We start from the raw sequence: 21,483 nt of genomic DNA, 5'->3' as shown, positions 1-21,483 counted from the left end.
CCGTCGTGCACGCAACCGCAACGACTGCGTGCCATGCGCGACATGGTTTCGTCCTGCATCGTCCCGCGATAAGCATAGTTCAAATCGTTTCTTGTCCGCCCCCGTCCCGTCATCGAGAATGATTCGACGGACCGACACGTGTCGCCGCCTCTCCAACGTACTCCTGACCGATCGATTCATGCTCCCACTGCGCCTGCTGCGATCGCTGCTGATCGCGTCCCTCATTACGTTGCCGGCTGCCGCCGCGCATGCCGACAAGCCCACGACCATCCGCATCGGCGTCGCCCAGCAAGGCACCGGCGATCCGCCGACCTTCGGCGGATCGAGCGCCGCCACCGTGCAGTTGCAGCAACTCGTCGAAAAGGAATTCGCCGCCGACGGCATCAAGGTGCAGTGGCTGTTCTTCAAGGGCGCGGGGCCGGCCGTCAACGAGGCGATCGCCAACAAGGCGCTCGACTTCGCGTACCAGGGCGACCTGCCTGCCGTGCTCGCCCGCTCGAACGGGATCAAGACGCACCTGCTGCTCGCGGCCAGCGTGCGCTCGGGCATCAAGATCGCGGTGCCGCCCGACTCGACGATCCGTTCGATCAAGGACCTCAAAGAGCGCCGCGTGTCGATCTTCCGCGGCACCAACCTGCAGCTCGTCGCCGACAACGCGCTCGCGAAGAACGGCCTCGGCGAACGCGACCTGCGCGTGATCAACCTCGACTCCGCCAGCTCGCTCGCCGCGCTCGCGTCGAAAGGCATCGATGCGGCGGTCGGCGACTATCAGCTGTACAAGCTGCGCGACGCGGGGCTCGCGAAGATCATCTACGAATCGCAGAACGACGGCCCGCAGTTGACGCGGCAGACCCACCTGCTCGTGCTCGACGATTTCGAGCGCGCGCACCCGGACATCGTGCAGCGCGTCGTCACCGCGTACGTGAAAGGCGCGCAATGGTCGTCCGACGAGGCGAACCGCGATGCGCTGTTCAAGCTGTGGACGAAAAGCGGCGTGCCGTACACGTCGTGGCAAGCCGACTTTGCGAACCAGCGCCTGAAGGACCGGCTGTCCCCGCTGATCGATCCGTTCGTCGTCGCACGCTACAAGGCCGTCGCGCAGGATGCGCTGAACCTGAAGCTGATCCGGCAGCCGGTCGACGTCGACGGCTGGTTCGAGCCGAAGTATCTCGACAACGCGCTGCGCACGCTGAAGCTCGAAAACTACTGGCCACGTTACGACGCCGCCGGCAAACCGCTTTCCTGACCCGGACCTGCGCCGATGAGCGACACCGCGTTTCCCGCCCTGAGATCCGAGCCTCAAGCGCTCGCCGCGCCGCCGCACCGCGCGGCATTCGTGAAGCGGCTCGCGTGGCAGCTCGCCCCGTGGGTGCTGCCCGCACTGTTGTTCGTGCTGTGGACCGTCGGCAGCGCGCGCGGCTGGATCGCGCCGCAAATCCTGCCGCCGCCCGAACGCGTGTACGAATCGCTCTCCGACCTCGTGACGAGCGGCGATCTCGCGCGCCACACGCTGATCAGCCTGCAACGCGTGCTGGTCGGCTTCGCGGCCGGCACGCTGCTCGGTTTGTCGATCGGCGTCGCGCTCGGGCTGTCCCGTACGCTGGAAGCTTACGTCTTGCCGAGCTTCAACGCGCTCGTGCAGATTCCGGTGCTCGGTTGGTTGCCGTTCCTGCTGCTGCTCGTCGGCGTCGGCGAGCCGCTCAAATACCTGCTGATCGCGCATGCGGCACTCGTCCCCGTCACGCTGAGCACGTTGCAGGGTTTCCGCCAGACACCGCCCGCGCTCGACGAAGTCGCACGCGTGTTCGGCTACACGCGCCGCCAACGCATCGTCCATGTCGTGCTGCCGGCCGCGATCCCGACGCTCGCGACCGGCGTGCGGCTCGCGTTCACGAAGTCGTGGCTCGCGCTCGTCGTCGTCGAGCTCGTCGCCTCGTCGGAAGGGCTCGGCTACCTGATCGTGTACGGGCGCCAACTGTTCCAGCTCGATCTCGTGATGGCGGCCGTGGTCGTGGTCGGCGCGGTCGGCCTGCTGATCAACCGGCTGCTCGACGCGCTCGAGGCGCGCCTGCGCCGCGGCGTGCCGTCCGCGTTTCGCGGTTGAGCCCGCCCGCCCAATCGAAGGAGAGTCACCCGTGCCGCACCCCGCTCCCCCGGCATTCGCGCCGGACGATACGCCGACGCCCGTGCGCCGCCTGCACGCGCCCGACTGGCGCGGCATCGTGCTGCCGCTCGTGGCGATCGCGCTCTGGTGGGCGATCGCTTCCGCGCATCTCGTGAAAAGCGGGCTGCTCGTTAGCCCGTCCGACGTGCTGCGCACCGCATGGGTGCAGGCCACGAGCGGCGCGCTCGGCCGCGCATTGTCCGCATCGCTCGCGCGCGAAGCGTGCGGCTTCGCGATCGGCGCGGCGGGCGGCCTGCTGCTCGGCGCCGCGCTCGGGCTGTCGCGCGTCACCGCACGAATGATCGGCCCGAGCTTCGACACGTTCAAGCAGATCTCGCTGTTCGCGTGGATTCCGCTGATTTCCGTCTGGTTCGGCCTGGGCGACGTCGCCAAGGTCGTGTTCCTGTCGCTCGCCGCGCTGCTGCCCGTCGCCGCGCACACGTGCGACGGCATTCACGCGGTGCCGCGCGCGTATGTCGACGTCGCCCGTGCGCTGCGCTACTCGCGGCTCCAGCTCATTCGCCACGTGATCCTGCCGGCCGCGCTGCCGTCGATCTTCACCGGCCTGTATCTCGGCCTGATCTATTCGTGGCTCGCGACGCTCGGCGCCGAATACCTGCTGGTCGCGGGCGCCGGCATCGGCAACACGCTGATCGACGGCAGCGAGCAGTTCCGCATGGATCTCGTGCTGTTCGGGATCATCGTCGTCGGGATCACCGGCTGGGCGCTGAACGCGATCGCGCGGGCGATCGAGCGCAAGGTGCTGGCCCGCCGCGGCGACCTGCCGCTCTGATATTCCGTCCCCTGTCCGTCACCCCTTTCATCGCCCCGCCATGACGACGCTCGCCTCCGATTCGCTCGACATCCTCCATGTGAGCAAGCACTACACACAACGCGGCACGACGCTCGCCGTGCTCGACGACGTCTCGCTGCACGTACGCGCCGGCGAGTTCGTCACGATCGTCGGCGCGAGCGGCTGCGGCAAGTCGACCCTGCTGCGGCTGGTTGCCGGGCTCGACACCGACTATGCCGGCGAGATCCGCGCCGGCGACGAATACGTGCGCGACACGTCGCTGCAGCGCGGGATCGTGTTCCAGGACCACCGGCTGTTCCCGTGGCTGACCGTCGAGCAGAACATTGCCGCCGCGCTGCGCAACGCACCGCTCGACGCGGCCGCGAAGCGGCGCGCGGTCGCGGAACACGTCGCGCTCGTCGGGCTGAACGGCTTCGAGCGCGCCTTCCCGAACCAGTTGTCGGGCGGGATGGCGCAACGCGTCGCGATCGCGCGCGGCCTCGTGAACCGCCCGCGCGTGCTGCTGCTCGACGAGCCGTTCGGCGCGCTCGACGCGCAGACGCGTGCGCGGATGCAGAACGAACTGCTGCGCATCTGGGAACAGGAGCGCATCACGATGATGCTCGTCACGCACGACGTCGACGAAGCCGTCTATCTCGGCGACCGCGTCGTCACGATGGCGCCGCGCCCGGGCCGCATCGAACGCATCGTCGATGTCGCGCTGCCGCGGCCGCGCCGGCGCGATTCGCCGGAATTCGCGCGGTTGCGCGACACCGTGCTCGCCGATTTCGACGAACACGAACCGCCGCACCGCGACGGCACGGGCGGCAAGCCCGTCGACACGCCGCGCCCGCACCGGATCGGCGAATGGCGGCTCGCATGGTAACCGCGTGACCCGAACGGATCGCTTGGCAGCGCATATCGTTCATCGCAGCAGGAACACTAAGGTTGTGACGATTCATCGGTTCCGGTTCCGCGCAGTCCCTGCTTGAATGGAGACTCGACCGACCCGACTCCAGGAGACTCACGATGTCCGAAGTCCAGCACGCCGCACAACCGTCTTCGCCTGTTTCGCACGCCGCGCCGCGCACGGCCGCCGTTCCGCTTCAGCTTCGCCAGGTCGCCGGCCGGATCGGCGCCGAAATCTCCGGCGTCCGACTGTCGGCCACGCTCGACGACGCGACGTTCGATGCGGTCCAGGCCGCGCTGCTGCGCCACAAGGTGCTGTTCTTCCGCGGCCAGCACCATCTCGACGACACGGCGCAGGAAGCGTTCGCTCGCCGTTTCGGCGACACCGTCGCGCACCCGACCGTGCCGTCCGTCGACGGCAGCGCCCATCTGCTCGAACTCGATTCGGCACACGGCGCACGCGCGAATTCGTGGCACACCGACGTGACATTCGTCGATGCGTACCCGAAGATCTCGATCCTGCGCGCGGTCGTGATTCCGCCGTTCGGCGGCGATACCGTCTGGGCCAATACGGCCGCCGCGTACGCGCATCTCCCCGACCCGCTGCGCGCGCTCGCCGACACGCTGTGGGCGCTGCACACCAACGCATACGACTACGCGTCGACGCATGTCCATGCCGACGACACGCAACTGAAGCGCTACCGCGAAGTGTTCACGTCGACCGTCTATGAAACCGAGCACCCGGTCGTGCGCGTGCATCCGGAAACCGGCGAGCGCACGCTCGTGCTCGGCCACTTCGTCCAGCGGCTCAAGGGGCTGTCGTCGCAGGATTCCGCGCACCTGCTGCAGGTATTCCACGAGCACGTGACGCGTCTCGAGAACACCGTGCGCTGGAACTGGCAGGAAGGCGACGTCGCGATCTGGGACAACCGTGCGACGCAGCACTACGCGATCAACGACTACGGCGATGCGCGCCGCGTCGTGCGCCGCGCGACCGTTCACGGCGACGTGCCGGTCGGCATCGACGGCCGCCAGAGCGTCGTGCTGAAAGGGCCGGGCGCCACGCTGCAGTAACGCCCGTCTCCCGCGGCGGCGGCCTGCGCCGCGCGCCGCCGCACCGTTTCCCACCGAAGATCCGATCATGAGCGTCCCGTCACCGCACCGACACTTGCACGCGCAACGATGTCGGCCCTCCGCCCCGTTCACTTCCGTCAGGAGCGTCGCATGAGCGCCCTACTCGAACCCGCCGCCCAGCCGGTCGACGTGATTCCGCTGTCCGCCCATATCGGCGCGGAAATCCGCGGCGTCGACCTCACCCAGCCGTTGACCACGCCGCAGATCGCCGCGATCCGCGCCGCGCTGCTGAAATGGCGCGTCATCTTCTTTCGCGAACAATTCCTCACGCACGAACAGCACGTCGCGTTCTCCGCGCAGTTCGGCGACCCGACGGTCGGCCACCCGGTATTCGGGCATGTCGACGGCCACCCTGCCGTCTATTCGATCGCGAAACATCGCAAGGCGACACGCTTCGAAGGCGAACCGGTGCGCCGGCCGTGGACGGGCTGGCACACGGACGTGACGGCCGCCGTGAATCCGCCGTGGGCGTCGATCCTGCGCGGCGTGACGATCCCGCCGTACGGCGGCGACACGCACTGGACGAACCTGGTCCGCGCGTACGAGACGCTGTCCGCGCCGTTGCGCGGCTTCGTCGACGGCTTGCGCGGCATTCACCGCTTCACGCCGCCGGCCGGTGCGCGCGCCACCGGCGCGTTCGACGAGGCCGTCGAACGCCGCCCGCTCGTGACCGAGCATCCGCTCGTGCGCGTGCATCCGGAGACCGGCGAGCGCGCGCTGTACGTCAGCCCGAGCTTCCTGAAATCGATCGTCGGGCTGACGCCGCGCGAGAGCCAGGCGCTGCTCGAACTGCTGTGGGAACACGTGACGCGGCCGGAATTCACGATCCGCTTCAAGTGGGAACCGCGCAGCATCGCGTTCTGGGACAACCGCGCGACCGCGCATCTGGCGCCTGTCGACATCTTCGATCTCGACTTCGACCGGCAGCTCTACCGCACGACGCTGACCGGCGACGTGCCGGTCGGCCCCGACGGCCGGCCGTCGGTCGCGCTCGAAGGCTCGCCGGTCGAAACGGCCGCGGCCGTCGCACTCAACTGACCCGACGGATTCGACCGTCCGCTTCCGGCACCGGCGCGCACGCGCGCGCCGGCCGCTTCCCGATCAATCGAGCCACACGCCGTCGAACCGGTGCCCGCCGAGCGGCGAGAACGTCAACCCGTGGACGCGCCGCGAGATCGGCAACGACACGATCGACGTCGCGATCGGCGTGAACGGCACCTGATCCTTGAACACGACCTGCGCCTGCTCGTACAGCGACGTGCGTTTCGCGACATCCGCATTCGAGCGTGCCGCGCTCACGAGCTTTTCGAAATCCTGATTGCACCACTTCGCGAGGTTGCTGCCGTGCACCGCGTCGCAGCCGAGCAGCGTGCCGAGCCAGTTGTCCGGGTCGCCGTTGTCCCCCGACCAGCCGTACAGGATCGCGTCGTGCTGGCCGTCGTGCTTCGCGCGGCGGTTGTATTCGCCCCACTCGTAGCTGACGATCTTCGCGCGCACGCCGATCTTCGCCCAGTCCTGCTGGATCAGCTGCGCCATCAGCTGCGCATTCGGGTTGTACGGGCGCTGCACCGGCATCGCCCACAGCGTCAGGTCGAAACCGTTCGGGAAGCCGGCCTGCGCGAGCAGCGCCTTCGCGGCGGCCGGATCGCGCGGCGCGTCCTTCAGGCGCGGGTTGTACGACCATTGCGCGGGCGGCATCGGGTTCGTCGCGATCGTCGCATCGCCGTTGAACACGGTCTTCACGATCGCCGTCTTGTCGATCGCGATGTCGAGCGCGCGCCGCACGTCGACGCGATCGAGCGGCGGATGCTGCGTGTTGTACGCGACAAAGCCGACGTTGAACCCCACGCCCGAGAACAGCGTCAGCTTCGGGTCGCGCCGCACCGTCTCGAGATCGGCCGGACGCGGGAATGCCGATACCTGGCACTCGCCGGCCACCAGCTTCTGCAGGCGCGCGGCCGGATCGGGCGTGATCGCGAACACGAGGCGCGCGAGCTTCACGTCGTCCGGCTTCCAGTAATCGGGATTCGCGTCGTAGCGGATCAGCGCATCCTTCTGGTACGTGCGCAGCAGGAACGGCCCGGTGCCGACCGGGAACTGGTTGATGTCGGACTCGCGATGGCGCGCGGCAAGCTGCGACGCATATTCGGCCGACAGCACCGACGCGAACGCCATCGCGAGGTTGCGCACGAACACGACATCGGGCGTCTTCAGCGTGAAGCGCACCGTATAGTCGTCGATCTTGTCGATGCGCTCGACGTTGTGGTCGAACCCGAGATCGCTGAAATACGGGAAGCTGACCGGGTAGGCCTTGCGGAACGGATCGTCCGGATCGAGCATGCGGCGGAACGTGAATACGACATCGTCGGCCTGGAACGGCCGCGTCGGCTTGAACCATGCGGTCGTCTGGAATTTCACGCCGCGCCGCAAATGGAACGTGATCGTGCGCTGGTCGGGCGAGACGTCCCAGCTCGTCGCGAGCGACGGTTCGATATCGAGCGTGCCGCGCTTGAACTGCACGAGCCCGTTGTAGATCGTGTACGTGCTCGCGTCGAAATCGGTGCTCGTCGTGTGCTGGCCCGGATCGAAGCCGGCCGGGCTGCCTTCGGTGCAGTACACGAGCGTCTTGCCGGTCGGCGCGGCCAGCGCCGGTGTCGCGGCGCCGGCGAGCAACAGCGACGCGGCGATGCAGCGAAGCGCGGCAACGGCATGCGGGACGCCACGCGCACGACGCGTGGCTGACGAAACGTAAGCGTTCTTCATGGTGACGGAAAGAAAGGATGGCTGTCATGCGAATGACGACCGCCGATCTTCGCGCGCCTCCCGCCGATCGCTTACCAATTAATTCGGCGTTGCTTATCGTTGCCGACGCATCCCGCTGCCCGTGCATGAAAACGTCCACGCGAGCGCCGGCGCGCGATCCGGCGGCCTTTCGCGCCGCCGCCTTCCGGCCCCCTGCAGACTTTCCGGAATGAGCGCATCGTATCGGCTGGTTAACGCCGGCACCGGCGGCGCCGGGATCCGCCCGGCGCCGCCGCACCGCCGCGTCATGGAGGACCCACGATGTCGATCAGCCCCGATACGCTCGCCCGCCCCGTGAAATCGCCGGGCCCCGATCATCCGATCACGGTCGAACCCCATGCGCGGCGCGTGGTGGTCAAGGTGGCCGGCAAGGTCGTCGCCGATACGCGCCGCGCGCTGGTACTGCGCGAGGCCAGCTACCCGGCCGTGCTCTATCTGCCGCGCGAGGACGCCGACCTGTCGCTGCTGCAACGCACCGACCATGCGACCTATTGCCCGTACAAGGGCGACTGCGCGTACTACTCGATTCCGGCGGGCGGCGAACGCTCGATCAACGCGGTCTGGACCTACGAGCAGCCGTACCCGGCCGTCGAGGCGATTCGCGGGCACCTCGCGTTCTATCCGGACCGGGTCGACGCGATCGAGGAAAGCGCCGCCGGCACCGATTGAGCACCGCCGCGCCGCTGATTTGCATATACGCATTCGTTGGTTGGCCACCGGCCGGTGCCGCCGTATCGTCCTGAATCCGGCGCGGGCCGGGCCCGTTGCGTGCATCGCCCGCATCCGGCCCTGCCGTGCGCCGGCCGCGCCGTCCTCGCGCGCGGCCCGTGAACCCGCACGCAGGATGACCCAATGAACGACACCCCGCTCGCAGACATTGAAACGACCCCGGCGAACCCGCGCCGCCGCCGCTGGCTGCACGGCGCGGCCGCCGGTCTGGCCGGGCTCGCGCTCGGCCCGCTCGCGGCCCGGCCCGCGCTCGCCGACGACACCGGCACGCGGCTGCGCATCGGCTTCCAGAAGTACGGCAACTTCGTCGTGCTCAAGGCACGCGGCACGCTCGAGAAGCGTCTGGCGAGCCAGGGCGTCGCCGTGCAATGGCTCGAGTTCCCGGCCGGCCCGCAACTGCTCGAAGGACTGAACGCCGGTGCGATCGACGTCGGCACGGTCGGCGAAACGCCGCCGATCTTCGCGCAGGCGGGCGGCGTCGATTTCGTCTATATCGGCAACGAGCCGCCCGCGCCGCAGGGCGAGGCGATCATCGTGCTGCCCGATTCGCCGATTCGCACCGTCGCGCAACTGCGCGGCAAGAAAGTCGCGTTCAACAAGGGCTCGAACGTCCACTACCTGCTCGTGAAGGCGCTCGAACGCGCGGGCCTCACGTATGCGGACATCCAGCCGATCTACCTGACGCCCGCCGACGCACGTGCCGCGTTCGTGCAGCGCAGTGTCGATGCGTGGGTGATCTGGGATCCGTACTTCGCCGCCGCCGAGCGGCAGCTCGGCGCGCGCGTGGTCGCGAACGGCGACGGGCTCGTGCGCAACACGCAGTACTACCTCGCCGCGCGCAAGTATGCGGCCGCCCACCCGCAGGTGCTGCGCACGCTGCTCGACGAAGTCGACGCGGTCGACCGCTGGGCCCGCGATCACGTGCCCGAGGTCGCCACGCAACTGTCACCGCTCGTCGGCCTCGACGCGCCGACGCTCGAAATCGCGCTCAAGCGCGCCGGCTACGGCGTGCAGCCCATCACCGATGCGACGGTCGCGTATCAGCAGAACATCGCCGACACGTTCAGCACGCTGAAGCTGATTCCGGGCAAGCTGTCGGTCGCCAGCGCACGCTGACGCGTTACGGCGCGGCCGCGGCGCCGATGCGCCGCCATTCGTCGTAGTCGGTGACGAGTCCCGCGTCGTCGACCGCGATATCGGCCGCATACGTGCCGCTCTCGTAGCGATAGCGCCGCGGTGCCGTGCGCGTGTAGCGCTGCTCGCCGCGCACCAGGTCGACATCCGGAAAGCGCAACCACGCCGTGCGGATCACGGCCGCTTCGCCGACGGCGAGCGCGAGCCGCCGGATCGGCAGCGTATTGGTCGACGGGCTGAAACCGAGGTCGATATCGGTCGCACCGGCAAGCGCCGGCGCCTCGACGCCGTCGATCGTCCATTGGCCGGCATCGCAGGCGATGTCCCACTGCTGCCGCGTCGTGCCGGCCCAGCGTGTCACGCGGGCCGAGCGCGTGAGCCAGTCGGCGCCGCATGCGATCGCGTAGTCGACGCGAAACGGCGTGCCGTCGATCGCGCCCGACACCGAACCCGACAGGTCGATGCCCGAGTGCGATTCGGCGAGCCGGCACCATTCGCACGCCTGCCACGTCCGCTCGATCTGCCATGCGACGCAGTGCGTGCGTATCGCTTCGGTCGGTTGCGTCATGTCGTGCTCTCCTGTCGGTCGCGCGCAAGGAAGCCGATTTTCGCTCACGACGCCGCCGAACGCACGCGGCCTCGGCACCGGCCGCCCTCTTGCCGATAGTCACTATCGGCGCCACGCACACCGCCGCACCGCCGCTGCTTTGGTACCATCCGTCGATCGGCAGGAATCGAACCGGAAGACAAAAGGCGCGACTTCATGGATTTGTTGGCGACGATGCGCATCTACGTCAGGGTCGTAGAGCGCGGCACGATGTCCGGCGCGGCGCGGGATCTCGACATGGGCCAGCCGGCCGTCAGCGAACGCATCGAAAAACTCGAAAAGCATCTCGGCACGCGGCTGCTGATGCGCAGTGCACGCACCCTCGCCTGCACGGAGGAAGGCCGCCTCTTCTACGAACGCAGCAAGGCGCTGCTCGAAGCGGCCGAAATGGCGGTCGCATCGGTATCGAAGACGGAAAACGCGCTCGACGGCACGATCCGGCTCGCGGCGCCGCAATGCTTCGGCGAGGTCGTGATGCCGGGTGTGCTGATGCAGATTCGCACCGCCTATCCGAAGCTGCATATTGACCTGGTGCTGAACGACGAGATCGTCGATCCGGTCACCGAGGGCGTCGATATTTCGATCCGGGTCGGCCAGCTGGGCGACGGCGGGTACATCGCGTACGCGCTCGGCGCGGTCGGCCGCGTGCTCGTCGCCGCGCCGTCGTATCTGGACCGGCACGGCCCGATCGAAACGAAGGCCGATCTCGCGCACCACCCGTTCATCCGCGTGAAAGGCGTGTTCGCGAGCGAACAGGTGCCGCTGCAGCATGACGGCGGCGCGGTCGAATACGCGCGGATCCGGACGGTCATGACCACGAGCCACTGGCGCCCGATGTTCGACACGATCGCGGCGGGCGGCGGCATCGGCGTGGTCCAGCAGCCGGCGTGCGCCGACGCGCTCGCGCACGGCCGGCTGGTCCGGCTCCTGCCACGATACGGGGTCCCCGACTTCGCGCTCAACGTGCTCGTGCACGCGCAGCGGCCGCTGCCGCCGCGCGTGCGGGCGGTCGTCGACCTGCTGAAGCAGGCACTCCCGCCGCGGCTCACGCAGCACACCGGTAGCCGTCACCGGCCGCAGGCGGCCGCGCTCACGCCTGCAGCGACTTCCCCGGCTCCTTCACGTGCGCGTCGACCTCCATCTGGTAGAATCGCGCGCTGACGAAACCGAACAGCGTCCAGCCCAGGAACACGCACAGGCCGCCGAGCATCAGCGCCTGCTCGCCCGAGCTGAACAGCGCATAGAAGCTGTACGCGGTGGCGACCATCGCGATCACGTTTGTCACCAGCGCCTTGCCGGGCGGCACCTTCGCGACCTTCTGGATGGTGATCAGCGCGGCCATCGACATCACGTAGGGCACGAGGTTCGTCACGACCGCGAGATCGACGATCTTCTGGAACTGGCTGCTCAGTTCCGGGCTGATCGTCATCAGCGCCAGCACGACCTGCGCGACGAGCAGGATCACCATGCCGACGATCGGCGTGCCCGTGCGCGTCGCCTTCGCGAACACCGGCAGGAAGTAGCCGACGTCCGCCGAGCTCTTGAACACCTGCGCGACCGTGAACTGCCAGCCGAGCAGCGAGCCGATGCACGCGATCACCATCAGCGCGGTGACGATCGTGCCGACGGTCGGCGTGAACATCGTCGCGAAGGCGATGCCGAACGGCGCGTTCGACTTCGCGAGGATCGCGTTGGGCACGATGCCCGCGATCACGTTGGTCGATACGATGTAGAAGATCGCCGACGCGATCGTGCCGCCGAGCACGGCGATCGGCACGTTGCGCTCCGGATTCTCGACGGCGTCCGAGTTCGCGCACGCCGATTCGAGCCCGAGGAACGCCCACAGCGTCACCGCGATCGAGCTGCCGACGGCCGGCCCGAACGGCAGGTTGCCCGGGTTCCATGCCGCGCCCCAGGTCGCGCCGCTGAACCAGAACCAGCCGATCAGCGACACGACGACGACCGGAATGATCACGCCCCACACGGTCACCGAGCCGATCCGGCCGGTGATGCGCGAGCCGCCGAAGTTCGCGACCGTCGTGAGCACGAGCAGGAAGATCGTCCACAGGCCCGTCTGCAGCGGCGACAGCGTCGCATCGAACAGCACGGTGCCGTAGCCGACCGCCGTGACGCCGATCGCGACGTTGGCGATCACGAGCGACAGCCCGTACGTGTAGTTCGCCATGTAGTTGCCGGCCTTGCCGAACGCGTACTCCGCGTAGCCGCCCATCCCGCCCGGCTTGCGGCTCAGCATCCCGCAGCGCGCGAACGCGTAGGCCAGCGCGAGCGAGCCGCCGGCCGTGACGATCCACGACAGCAGCGAGATCGTGCCGACCTGCGCGAGCTTCGACGGCAGCAGGATGATGCCGGAGCCCATCATGTTGACCGCCGTGAGAATGGTCAGCTGCCAGACGTTCATCCGGTTCTTCTGCACGGCCGCCGGGGCCGCGTCGGTCATGCGCGCTGCGTTTTCCATGATGTCGATCCTTCGATGTGGGGCCGCCGCGCGGCCGGTCGCTCGTTCGTTCGGGCGCTCACGCGGTCAAGCAGTACACGCGGTACGTGCCGTCCTCGACTTCCACGCCATGCGTGTCGTGCGCAAAACCCGGGAAACGCCGGTCGTACGCCTCGAGCGCCTTCAGGTAACCGAGCACCGGGCCGCCTGCCGGCCCCGCGTTCTCGCCCGGCATCAAGAGCGGAATGCCCGGCGGATACGGCACGACGCCGGTGGCGACGGTGCGCCCGGCCAGTTCGTCGAGCGTGACCTGCTCGACGCGGCCCTGCACGAGATGCTCGTACGCGCGCACCGGGCTCATCTCCGGCTTCGGCAGGATCGAGAACGCTTCCGACATCAGCCGGGTCGTGCCGAGCTGTTCCATCGCCGCGAACATCGTGTCGGCCAGGTCCTTCAGCCCCATGCCCGCGTAGCGCGCGCCATGCTCCTTCGCGAGCGACGGAATCGCCATGTCGAGCGGCAGGTTCGCGTCGTAGTCGCGCTTGAAATCGCACAGCGCGCTGACGAGCGAGCCCCACTTGCCCTTCGTGATGCCGATCGAGAACAGGAACAGGATCGTGAAGTCGGTCGTCTTCTCGACGACGATCCCGCGCGCGTCGAGATACGCGGTCACGACGCTCGCCGGGATGCCGACCGGCATCAGGCCGCCGGCCGGTGCGACGCCCGGCGTGACGATCGACACCTTGATCGGATCGAGCATGCAGTAGCCGTCCTCGATGTTGCCGAAGCCGTGCCATTGCGCACCGGGGCGCAGCACCCAGCATGACGGGCCGCTCGCGAGCAGCTCGGCCGGCGCGTCGTGGAACGGCAGCGTACGGCCCGTGCGCGCCTCGAGTACCGTGTCGGGCTGCCAGCATTCGAAGAACCAGTCGCCCTTCGCGCCGAATTCGTTGTTCATCCGCGCGATCATCTGCCGGAACGCGACGGCTTCCTCGATCGATTCGTGCGTCAGCGCCGCGCCGCCGGGGCCGTCCATCATCGCCGCCGCGACGTCGTTCGACGCGATGATCGCGTAGTTCGGCGACGTCGACGCGTGCATCATGAACGTTTCGTTGAACTGGCCATGCGGAATCGGGCTGCGGCCGTCGCGCACGTGGATGTACGACGCCTGCGACAATGCGGTCAGCAGCTTGTGCGTCGACTGCGTCGCGAACACCGTGGGCCGATCGGCATGATGGTCGCGCGGGTCGCCGTGCATCGCATGGCGGTCGCGGTAGATCGGGTTGAAACGCGCGTAACCGTACCAGGCTTCGTCGAAATGCAACCGGTCGACGCTCGCGCCGAGCAGTTCTTCCACGCGCGTGACGTTGTAGCAGAGCCCGTCGTACGTCGAGTTCGTGATGATCGCGTGCTTCGGCTGGCGATCGGCCAGCCCGGCTGTGAGCGGGTTCGACGCGATCGCCTCGCGGATCGCCGTCTGCGTGAGACGCTCGGATGCGATCGGCCCGATGATCCCGTAGCGGTTGCGTGTCGGCACGAGGTAGGTCGGGATCGCGCCCGACATCGTCATCGCGTGCTCCGCCGACTTGTGACAGTTGCGGTCGCACAGCGCGATCTGGTCGCGGCTCACGCTCGCCATCAGGATGATGCGGTTCGACGTCGACGAGCCGTTCGTCACGTGATACGTGCGATGCGCGCCGAACACGCGCGCCGCGTAGCGTTCGCTTTCGCCGATCGGGCCCGAGTGATCGAGCAGCGAGCCGAGTTCGCCGACCGAGATCGACAGGTCCGAGCGGAACAGCGATTCGCCGAAGTATTCGAAGAACGCGCGGCCGACCGGCGATTTCAGGAAGCCCGTGCCGCCCGTATGGCCGGGCGTATGCCACGAATACTCATAGACCCGCGAGAACTTCGCGAGCGCGCCGAACATCGGCGGCAGCACGTTCGCGCGATAGCGTTCGATCGCCGCGTGGATGCGGCCGCCGATGAAGTCGGCCGTATCCTCGAGCAGCCACACGAAATCGTCGACCTGCCCCATCACCGCGGACGGCACCGACGATGCCACGCTGCGGTCGGCCAGCAGGAAGATCGGCACGTTGCCGTTGCGCTGCCGGACCGCGTCGACCACGGCCTCGGACGGCCCGTGGCCGTCCACGCCGAGATCCCAGTCGAGCAGCACGCACTGGATCGACGGATCGGAACGGATCAGCATGATCGCATCGTCGGCGGAGGTCGCCGTGAGCACGTCGATGTCGCGTTGCGCGAGCTCCGCGCTCAGCGTACGAACCGCTCGCCCGGTCGCCGTTTCCTGCGTGATCTCGTCGTCGACCAGCAGCGCGCGCATGCCGAGCCGACGAATGCCACCGGCAGAAGTATTCATGATGTTGCCCTCGCGGTTCCGATGCTTCGATTGTTGTGTTGTTCATCTCACGAGCACGCGAACAGCAGGCCACGGTCCGCGGCGTGAGACGCTCGCAATTCCGGTTTGATTCGCCATCCAATTCGGAGCCGACTATGCCATAGATGCCTTTCGGTGAAAAGCTGACGATTCGGTAAAACCATCGGCGCCTTTCAAAACGGATTTCATAATTGAATCATTTTTATGTGCAATGCAGCACGGCAATTCCCGATTATTTGATCCTTCTCATCCTTGAATGACATTGTCGATTCCGGTCGATTGAATTCGCACGCTTTTGTTGCTACGATCGGCTGCACCGGGCACGGCCCGATCGCGGCCGTGCCGCGCCGCGCAAGGCTCCATCGCGCAGCGCGCATTCGGCCTTCGGCATTCGCGGGAGCGTTTCAATCGGCTGCGGCGCATGTCGGATCAGAGCGACGTGCCGGTGCGAATACGGCTCCCGCTTCCGCACATTTACGGGAGAGTTTGCGTGAGCCTGTTGAAAATCGCAGTCGAGCCGGCGCTGATTGGCGCCTTCCTCACCACGCACGAACAGGTCGACGTATTCCAGACCGATTTCACGAATATCGCGGCAGTCGTCGTCGGAATTGATTCGGCACAAAAGGTGCTGAATACCGTCGAAAGAACCGGTTTCGCGATTCCGTTCTTCGTCGCGGTCGAGCCCGACCAGGAAGTGCCGCCGTCGGTGCTGCCGCGCGCGAGCGGCGTGATCCAGCTCCGGCACGGCGGCCGCCACTACTACGGCCGGCAGATTTCCGCCGCCGCCGACATCTACAGCGAGAACCTGCTGCCGCCGTTCTTCAAGGTCATGCGCGAATACGTGCAGCGCGGCTACGTGGAGTTCGACTGCCCGGGCCACCAGGGCGGCCAGTTCTTCTCCAGTCATCCGCTCGGCCGGATGTTCTTCGACTTCTTCGGCGAAACGATCTTTCGCTCGGACCTCTGCAACGCGGACGTCCGGCTCGGCGACCTGCTGATCCACGAAGGCCCGGCGCTGGAAGCGCAGCGCAATGCCGCGCGGATCTACAACGCGGACAAGACCTGGTTCGTGCTGAACGGCACGTCGACGTCGAACAAGGTCGTCACGAGCGCGTTGCTCGCGCCGGACGATCTCGTGCTGTTCGACCGCAACAATCACAAGTCGGTGCACCTCGGCGCGCTGGTGCTGTCCGGCGCGCGGCCGGTGTACCTCGAAACCGCGCGCAACGCGTGGGGCCTCATCGGCGGCGTCGACAGCGCGGCGCTCGACGAAGCGCGCATTCGCGACGCGATCCGCGACGTCGCGCCCGAGCGCGCGGACCTGCCGCGCCCGTTCCGGCTGGCGGTGATCCAGCTCGGCACCTACGACGGCACGATCTACAACGCCCGCGAGATCGTCGACCGGATCGGCCATCTGTGCGACTACATCCTGTTCGATTCGGCGTGGGTCGGCTACGAGCAGTTCATCCCGATGATGCAGGACTGCTCGCCGCTGATGCTGACGCTCGGCCCCGACGATCCCGGCATCTTCGTCACGCAGTCGGTGCACAAGCAGCAGGCCGGCTTCTCGCAAACGTCGCAAATCCACAAGAAGGACAGCCACATCGAAGGCCAGAAGCGCTTCTGCGATCACCGCCGCTTCAACAACGCGTACATGATCCACGCGTCGACGAGCCCGTTCTACCCGATGTTCGCGGCGCTCGACGTCAACGCGCAGATGCACGCGGGCCCGGCCGGCAAGCGTCTGTGGCGCGACTGCGTCGCACACGGTGTCGATACGCGCAAGCTGCTGATGAAGACCTGCCGCCAGATCCGTCCGTTCGTTCCGCAACAGATCGACGGCCGCCCGTGGGCCGACTACCCGACCGAGCAGATCGTCGACGACCTGCGCTTCTTCCGCTTCCACCCGTCCGACACGTGGCACGGCTTCGAAGGTTATGCGGACGACCAGTACTTCGTCGATCCATGCAAGCTGCTGCTGACGACGCCCGGCATCGATCGCGACACGCACGAGTACGCGCCGTTCGGTGCACCGGCGCCGATCCTCGCGCGCTACCTGCGCGAGCACGGCGTCGTGCCCGAGAAAGCCGACCTGTACACGATCCTGTTCCTGCTCACGCCGTCGGAAAGTTTCGGCAAGCTGCAGCATCTGGTCGCGCACCTCGCGCAGTTCGAACGCCATCTCGACCAGGACACGCCGCTGCGCGAAGCGATTCCGTCGCTGTGCGAAGCCTATCCGGAGCTGTACGGCACCATGCGCCTGCGGCAGCTGTGCCAGCGCATGCACGACTTCTACCGCAGCCACGACATGAAGCACCTGCAGAAGCAGATGTTCCGGCGCGCGCAGTTTCCGAAGCAGGTGATGCAACCGCAGGCCGCGAACGCCGAGCTGATCCGCAACAACGTCGAGCTCGTCACGCTCGATCGCATCGAAGGCCGGATCGCGACCGAAGGCGCGCTGCCCTATCCGCCCGGCATCTTCTGCGTGGTGCCCGGCGAAGCCTGGGGCGGCCCGGCACTCGACTACTTCCGGGCGCTCGAAGCCGGGATCAACGCGCTGCCGGGCTTCGAGCCGGAGATCCAGGGCGTGTACCTGCAGACGCGGCCGGACGGCACGAAGCAGGCGTCGGCGTACGTGGTGGCGGCCGACGCCGACGCGTCGCGCGCCTGAACCTGCCGGGCGACCGCACGCTGCGTCACCACGCCTGCCGGTAGATCTCCAGCGCGTCGGTCTCCGTCACCTCGCGCGGATTGTTCACGAGCAGGCGCGTCTGCAGCATCGCATCCGACGCCATGCGCGGCAGGTCGCGCTCGCCGATGCCGACTTCGCGCAGCGTGCGCGGAATGCCCGTCGCGACGATCAGCCGATCGATCTCGGCGATCAGCGCATGCGTGCGCGCTTCGTCGCTGCCGGTCGCCGACGGCGCGACGATCGCCGCGAGTTCCGCGTACAGCGGCGCGGCGGCCGGCGCATTGAAGCGCAGCACATGCGGCAACACCAGCGCATTCGACAGCCCGTGCGGCACGTGGAAAATTCCGCCGACCGGATAGGCCAGCGCATGCACGGCCGCGACCGGCGCGTTCGCGAATGCCTGCCCCGCGAACATCGCACCGACCAGCATCGCCTCGCGCGCGTGCCGGTTGCGGCCGTCGTCGCATGCCGCGAGCAGGTTGCGCGACAGCAGCGTGAGCGCGTGCGTCGCCAGCATGTCGGACACCGGATTCTTCAGCCGCGCGGACGTATACGCCTCGATCGCATGCACCATCGCGTCGATGCCGGTCGCGGCGGTGGCCGCACGCGGCAGGCCGAGCGTGAGTTCCGCGTCGAGGATCGCGACGTCCGCGAACAGGTGCGGCGACACGACACCCATCTTGCGCGCCTCGCCGACCGTCACGATCGACACGGCCGTGACCTCGGAGCCGGTGCCGGCCGTCGTCGGCATCTGCACGAGCGGCAGCCGCGCGCTCGTGACCTTGTCGACGCCGTACATGTCGGCCAGCGCCTGCTGCCGCGGCGCGAGCACCGCGATCAGCTTCGCGACGTCCATCGATGACCCGCCGCCCAGGCCGAGCACGATCTCGGCATCGGCCGCGACGGCGCGCTCGGTCGCTTCGAGCACCACGTGCTCGGGCGGATCGGCGATCACGTCGTCGATCACGGTCACCTGCCAGCCGTGCGCGGCGAGACTCTCCAGCGCGGGCGCGAGCACGCCGCTGCGATGCAGGAACGCATCGGTGACGACGCACAGCCGCGCGAGCGCCGGAAAGCGTTCGCGCAACAGCGCGCCGAGCCGGCGCGCAGCGCCGAATTCGACGATCTGCGTCGGAACGGTACGGAATTGAAACGGGTTCATCGGATGCCTCCCGGTAGCGTCGCCGTGCCGGTGTCCGGCTGCACCATGAAGCGCGATACTTCGCGGCGCTCGAGCAACGGAAAGATCGCACCGATCCCGATCCGCTGGAAATGCGGCGTTTCCCGATGTACGTCGAGGCCGTCCGCCTCGCGGTAGCGCTCGAGGATCACGATGTGGTCGGGATTCTCCGGCGACCGGAAATATTCGTAGTCGAGATTCTTCGGCTCGGCGCGCGTCGCCGTCGCGAGTTCCGCGAGCAGTTCGACCACGCGGCCGCCATTGCCGGGAGACGCGAAGAAGTGCGCGATGACCTGCAGGTAGGGTTGGCTCATGCTGCGCTCCGTGTTTGCGGAAACCTGCCGTGACGGGACGCGCGCAATGCGTCGAACGCGAAGACGCGGCACCGTATCACTGGCTCGTCGTCGCATTGTATTCAATCGGCCATGCGTTCGCAGTACCGCGACCGGGCGCTGAAACCGTCGGGTTCCGCGACGCTTTCAACGCAAGCCGGATCGCAACCGGCCGCCCTTTCCGCCCGCCGACGCCACGGCGGCTACCACGGCACCGTGCGCCCCAGATAGTCGAGGTATTCGAGCCCCGGCCGCGCCCGCTTCGCCAGCAGCACATCGACGAGGCTCGGCACGCTCTCGTCGATGGTCAGGCGCGCCTCGGGCCCGCCGAGCTCGGTGCGCACCCATCCGGGCGCCATCAGCGCCAGCGCACGCCGCGTATCGGCCTGACGCGCCGCGAAGCTGCGCATGAACTGGTTCAGCGCCGCCTTGCTGCCGCGATACACCTCTCGCATCCCGCTGACGTTGTTCGCGACACTGCCCTGCCCCGACGACATCGCGCCGATCAGGCCGTCTTCGGTCACGAGATCCTGCAATGCCTCGATCGTGCGCATCGGCGCCAGCGCATTCGTGATCATCACGCGCACGAATTCGTCGGTCGTCACTTCACCGATCGTTTCACCTGGGTCGTTGGTCGTCCCGGCATTCACGAACAGCATGTCGAAGCGCCGGCCCGACAGGCGCTCGCGCAGCGCGGCCAGTTGCGCGGGCTCGCAGATGTCGAGCGTCTCGATGTCGAGCCGGCCGTCGTACCGGCCCGCGAGGTCGTGCAGCTTCGTGCGTCCCGATCCCGCGCGCACGGTGCCCGTCACGTTCCAGCCCTTGTCCAGGAATGCTTCCGCCATCGCCAGCCCGAGGCCGCGCGAGGCCGCGACGAGCAGGATCGCGGGGATGTTTCGATTCGATTCGGTCGATTGCATGGTGTTCGCCTTTGCGGGGTTGCGTCATGCGCCCACTATAGGCAGACGTCACGGCAGGCGCCAGACGCACCGGATGCAATCCATCGTTGCATCCAACGCCATGTCAGCCGCGCAACGAGCGTATCCTGTCCGGATGGAAGACATCGACCTGAACCTCGTCACCGCCCTCGACGCGCTGCTGTCGGAAAGCAGCGTGACCGGCGCCGCGCGCCGCCTTGGCCTGAGCACGTCCGCGATGAGCCGCACGCTCACGCGGCTGCGGCTGGCCACCGGCGACCCGTTGCTCGTCCGCGCCGGGCGCAGGCTCGTGCCGACGCCGCACGCGGCCGCATTGCGCGATCGCGTGCATGCGCTCGCGAGCGACGCACGCGCCGTGCTGCGGCCGGCCACGGCCGACGTCGACATGGCGACGCTCGCGGCGACGTTCACCATTCGTGCGGCCGCGTCGTTCATGGAAATGCTGTCCGGCCCGGTGGTCGCCGCGCTCGGCGAAATCGCCCCGCACGTGCGTATCCGCTTCGTAGCGAAGCCGGACCGCGATCCGCAGGCGCTGCGCGACGGCACGGTCGACCTGGAAATCGGCAAACGCGGCGACGATGCGCCCGAACTGCACACGCGCATGCTCTTTCACGACTGGCACGTCGCGGTGGCGCGCGCCGGGCACCCGCTGTTCGCGTCGGCCCGGATCACGCCGGCGCGCTACGCGGCCTGCCGTCACGTCATCTCGGCCCAGCTCGGCGATTTCAGCGGGCCGGCCGGCGATTCGGCCGATCGAACCGGCTCGGGCCCGCCCGTGCACGTCGTGGTACCCGGCTACCCCGACGCGATGCGCGTCGCGGCCAGCACCGACCTGATCGCGCTCGTGCCGCGCTCGTGTCTCGGCAACGCCTTCTCGCCGGGGCTCACGGATGCCCTCGGGCTGCGCAGCTTCGAGATCCCGGTTCGCCTGCCGGCCATCCTCGTGTCCGCGCTGTGGCATCCGCGCATGCACGGCGACCCCGTGCATCGCCGTCTGCGCGACGCGGTCATCGCGGTCTGCCAGCGTGCGTATCCGGATTCCCGGGCGCCGCGCGCGACGGCGCGCGGCGCCGGCACCCGCAAGGCCGGCTGACGCGCGGCCAACCCGCTGACCGCCCGGCGCCGATCCAGCCCCTTTCCTCGCTCCGCCGAATCGCCACCAGCGCAGCGCGCGCCGGCGGCGCGGGCGGGGCCTTCGGCTAAAATGCCGCACTTT

Annotated in this window: 18 protein-coding genes; 11 read left to right on the top strand and 7 right to left on the bottom strand. The window is 68.0% G+C overall.

The window, feature by feature from the left end; translation table 11 throughout:
• The first annotated feature begins 178 nt into the window (after positions 1-178).
• From VXM69_RS06605 to VXM69_RS06580, 6 genes are all read left to right on the top strand, one after another.
• Positions 179-1,246: an ABC transporter substrate-binding protein gene (locus VXM69_RS06605; protein ID WP_069245927.1), complete on the top strand. Its 1,068-nt coding sequence runs from the start codon at positions 179-181 to the stop codon at positions 1,244-1,246.
• A gap of 15 nt (positions 1,247-1,261) precedes the next feature.
• Entirely contained in the window at positions 1,262-2,104 is an 843-nt protein-coding gene (locus tag VXM69_RS06600; RefSeq protein ID WP_034185870.1) for an ABC transporter permease, read from the top strand.
• A 31-nt stretch (positions 2,105-2,135) separates the two neighbouring features.
• Positions 2,136-2,957: an ABC transporter permease gene (locus VXM69_RS06595; protein ID WP_367189182.1), complete on the top strand. Its 822-nt coding sequence runs from the start codon at positions 2,136-2,138 to the stop codon at positions 2,955-2,957.
• A 40-nt stretch (positions 2,958-2,997) separates the two neighbouring features.
• Positions 2,998-3,843: an ABC transporter ATP-binding protein gene (locus VXM69_RS06590; protein WP_034185868.1), complete on the top strand. Its 846-nt coding sequence runs from the start codon at positions 2,998-3,000 to the stop codon at positions 3,841-3,843.
• A gap of 143 nt (positions 3,844-3,986) precedes the next feature.
• Positions 3,987-4,940 (top strand): TauD/TfdA family dioxygenase, encoded by a 954-nt coding sequence (locus VXM69_RS06585; RefSeq protein WP_034185867.1) that lies wholly within the window; start codon positions 3,987-3,989, stop codon positions 4,938-4,940.
• A gap of 150 nt (positions 4,941-5,090) precedes the next feature.
• Positions 5,091-6,038 carry a TauD/TfdA family dioxygenase gene (locus VXM69_RS06580; RefSeq protein WP_034185866.1) on the top strand — a complete coding sequence of 316 codons (948 nt, stop codon included), beginning with the start codon at positions 5,091-5,093 and terminating at the stop codon, positions 6,036-6,038.
• A gap of 63 nt (positions 6,039-6,101) precedes the next feature.
• On the opposite strand, the gene VXM69_RS06575 is transcribed toward VXM69_RS06580, so the two are convergent.
• A complete protein-coding gene (locus VXM69_RS06575) occupies positions 6,102-7,763 on the bottom strand; it encodes an ABC transporter substrate-binding protein (RefSeq protein WP_059558290.1) in 1,662 nt (553 codons plus the stop codon).
• 300 nt (positions 7,764-8,063) lie between these two features.
• Between VXM69_RS06575 and VXM69_RS06570 the strand changes: the two genes are divergently transcribed.
• Entirely contained in the window at positions 8,064-8,471 is a 408-nt protein-coding gene (locus tag VXM69_RS06570) for a DUF427 domain-containing protein (RefSeq protein WP_367189181.1), read from the top strand.
• A gap of 183 nt (positions 8,472-8,654) precedes the next feature.
• On the top strand, positions 8,655-9,647 hold the full coding sequence (locus VXM69_RS06565) for a sulfonate ABC transporter substrate-binding protein (protein ID WP_034185863.1): 993 nt from the start codon (positions 8,655-8,657) through the stop codon (positions 9,645-9,647).
• Positions 9,648-9,651: 4 nt separating this feature from the next.
• On the opposite strand, the gene VXM69_RS06560 is transcribed toward VXM69_RS06565, so the two are convergent.
• Complete coding sequence (locus VXM69_RS06560; protein WP_200089516.1) at positions 9,652-10,233, bottom strand: putative glycolipid-binding domain-containing protein; 582 nt, start codon at positions 10,231-10,233, stop codon at positions 9,652-9,654.
• Between the two features lie 195 nt (positions 10,234-10,428).
• Here VXM69_RS06560 and VXM69_RS06555 point away from each other — a divergent pair, with 195 nt between their 5' ends.
• Positions 10,429-11,433, top strand: a complete 1,005-nt coding sequence (locus tag VXM69_RS06555; protein ID WP_367189180.1) for a LysR family transcriptional regulator — start codon at positions 10,429-10,431, stop codon at positions 11,431-11,433.
• Here VXM69_RS06555 and potE read toward each other — a convergent pair.
• Positions 11,363-12,748: a putrescine-ornithine antiporter gene (potE, locus tag VXM69_RS06550; protein ID WP_034185860.1), complete on the bottom strand. Its 1,386-nt coding sequence runs from the start codon at positions 12,746-12,748 to the stop codon at positions 11,363-11,365. The genes VXM69_RS06555 and potE overlap by 71 nt on opposite strands.
• Positions 12,749-12,806: 58 nt before the next feature.
• On the bottom strand, positions 12,807-15,107 hold the full coding sequence (locus VXM69_RS06545) for an Orn/Lys/Arg decarboxylase N-terminal domain-containing protein (protein ID WP_367189179.1): 2,301 nt from the start codon (positions 15,105-15,107) through the stop codon (positions 12,807-12,809).
• Positions 15,108-15,615: 508 nt separating this feature from the next.
• Here VXM69_RS06545 and VXM69_RS06540 point away from each other — a divergent pair.
• Complete coding sequence (locus VXM69_RS06540; RefSeq protein ID WP_367189178.1) at positions 15,616-17,796, top strand: ornithine decarboxylase; 2,181 nt, start codon at positions 15,616-15,618, stop codon at positions 17,794-17,796.
• Positions 17,797-17,821: 25 nt separating this feature from the next.
• On the opposite strand, the gene VXM69_RS06535 is transcribed toward VXM69_RS06540, so the two are convergent.
• The 3 genes from VXM69_RS06535 to VXM69_RS06525 form a co-directional block, all read right to left on the bottom strand.
• Entirely contained in the window at positions 17,822-18,979 is a 1,158-nt protein-coding gene (locus VXM69_RS06535; RefSeq protein ID WP_367189177.1) for an iron-containing alcohol dehydrogenase, read from the bottom strand.
• Complete coding sequence (locus tag VXM69_RS06530) at positions 18,976-19,311, bottom strand: putative quinol monooxygenase (protein WP_367189176.1); 336 nt, start codon at positions 19,309-19,311, stop codon at positions 18,976-18,978. The genes VXM69_RS06535 and VXM69_RS06530 overlap by 4 nt, the downstream gene beginning before the upstream one ends.
• 221 nt (positions 19,312-19,532) lie before the next feature.
• Positions 19,533-20,249, bottom strand: a complete 717-nt coding sequence (locus tag VXM69_RS06525) for an SDR family oxidoreductase (protein WP_059558302.1) — start codon at positions 20,247-20,249, stop codon at positions 19,533-19,535.
• Positions 20,250-20,382: 133 nt separating this feature from the next.
• Here VXM69_RS06525 and VXM69_RS06520 point away from each other — a divergent pair, with 133 nt between their 5' ends.
• Positions 20,383-21,360: a LysR substrate-binding domain-containing protein gene (locus VXM69_RS06520; protein WP_226252057.1), complete on the top strand. Its 978-nt coding sequence runs from the start codon at positions 20,383-20,385 to the stop codon at positions 21,358-21,360.
• Positions 21,361-21,483 lie beyond the last annotated feature (123 nt).

The sequence above is a fragment of the Burkholderia sp. Ed8 genome, from assembly GCF_040761425.1.
In the GTDB taxonomy this organism is placed as follows: Bacteria; Pseudomonadota; Gammaproteobacteria; order Burkholderiales; family Burkholderiaceae; genus Burkholderia; species Burkholderia seminalis.
The sequence above is the reverse complement of the archived record's forward strand: the minus strand, read 5'-3'. Positions and strand labels throughout refer to the sequence as shown.

What these genes read in the sequence shown, in the direction of transcription:
- VXM69_RS06575 (WP_059558290.1), bottom strand. Translation starts at nt 7,763, where the DNA reads ATGAAGAACGCTTACGTTTCGTCAGCCACGCGTCGTGCGCGTGGCGTC.
- VXM69_RS06585 (WP_034185867.1), top strand. Translation starts at nt 3,987, where the DNA reads ATGTCCGAAGTCCAGCACGCCGCACAACCGTCTTCGCCTGTTTCGCAC.
- VXM69_RS06590 (WP_034185868.1), top strand. Translation starts at nt 2,998, where the DNA reads ATGACGACGCTCGCCTCCGATTCGCTCGACATCCTCCATGTGAGCAAG.
- VXM69_RS06560 (WP_200089516.1), bottom strand. Translation starts at nt 10,233, where the DNA reads ATGACGCAACCGACCGAAGCGATACGCACGCACTGCGTCGCATGGCAG.
- VXM69_RS06535 (WP_367189177.1), bottom strand. Translation starts at nt 18,979, where the DNA reads ATGAACCCGTTTCAATTCCGTACCGTTCCGACGCAGATCGTCGAATTC.
- VXM69_RS06605 (WP_069245927.1), top strand. Translation starts at nt 179, where the DNA reads ATGCTCCCACTGCGCCTGCTGCGATCGCTGCTGATCGCGTCCCTCATT.
- VXM69_RS06600 (WP_034185870.1), top strand. Translation starts at nt 1,262, where the DNA reads ATGAGCGACACCGCGTTTCCCGCCCTGAGATCCGAGCCTCAAGCGCTC.
- VXM69_RS06580 (WP_034185866.1), top strand. Translation starts at nt 5,091, where the DNA reads ATGAGCGCCCTACTCGAACCCGCCGCCCAGCCGGTCGACGTGATTCCG.
- VXM69_RS06565 (WP_034185863.1), top strand. Translation starts at nt 8,655, where the DNA reads ATGAACGACACCCCGCTCGCAGACATTGAAACGACCCCGGCGAACCCG.
- VXM69_RS06530 (WP_367189176.1), bottom strand. Translation starts at nt 19,311, where the DNA reads ATGAGCCAACCCTACCTGCAGGTCATCGCGCACTTCTTCGCGTCTCCC.
- VXM69_RS06555 (WP_367189180.1), top strand. Translation starts at nt 10,429, where the DNA reads ATGGATTTGTTGGCGACGATGCGCATCTACGTCAGGGTCGTAGAGCGC.
- VXM69_RS06520 (WP_226252057.1), top strand. Translation starts at nt 20,383, where the DNA reads ATGGAAGACATCGACCTGAACCTCGTCACCGCCCTCGACGCGCTGCTG.
- VXM69_RS06525 (WP_059558302.1), bottom strand. Translation starts at nt 20,249, where the DNA reads ATGCAATCGACCGAATCGAATCGAAACATCCCCGCGATCCTGCTCGTC.
- potE (WP_034185860.1), bottom strand. Translation starts at nt 12,748, where the DNA reads ATGGAAAACGCAGCGCGCATGACCGACGCGGCCCCGGCGGCCGTGCAG.
- VXM69_RS06570 (WP_367189181.1), top strand. Translation starts at nt 8,064, where the DNA reads ATGTCGATCAGCCCCGATACGCTCGCCCGCCCCGTGAAATCGCCGGGC.
- VXM69_RS06545 (WP_367189179.1), bottom strand. Translation starts at nt 15,107, where the DNA reads ATGAATACTTCTGCCGGTGGCATTCGTCGGCTCGGCATGCGCGCGCTG.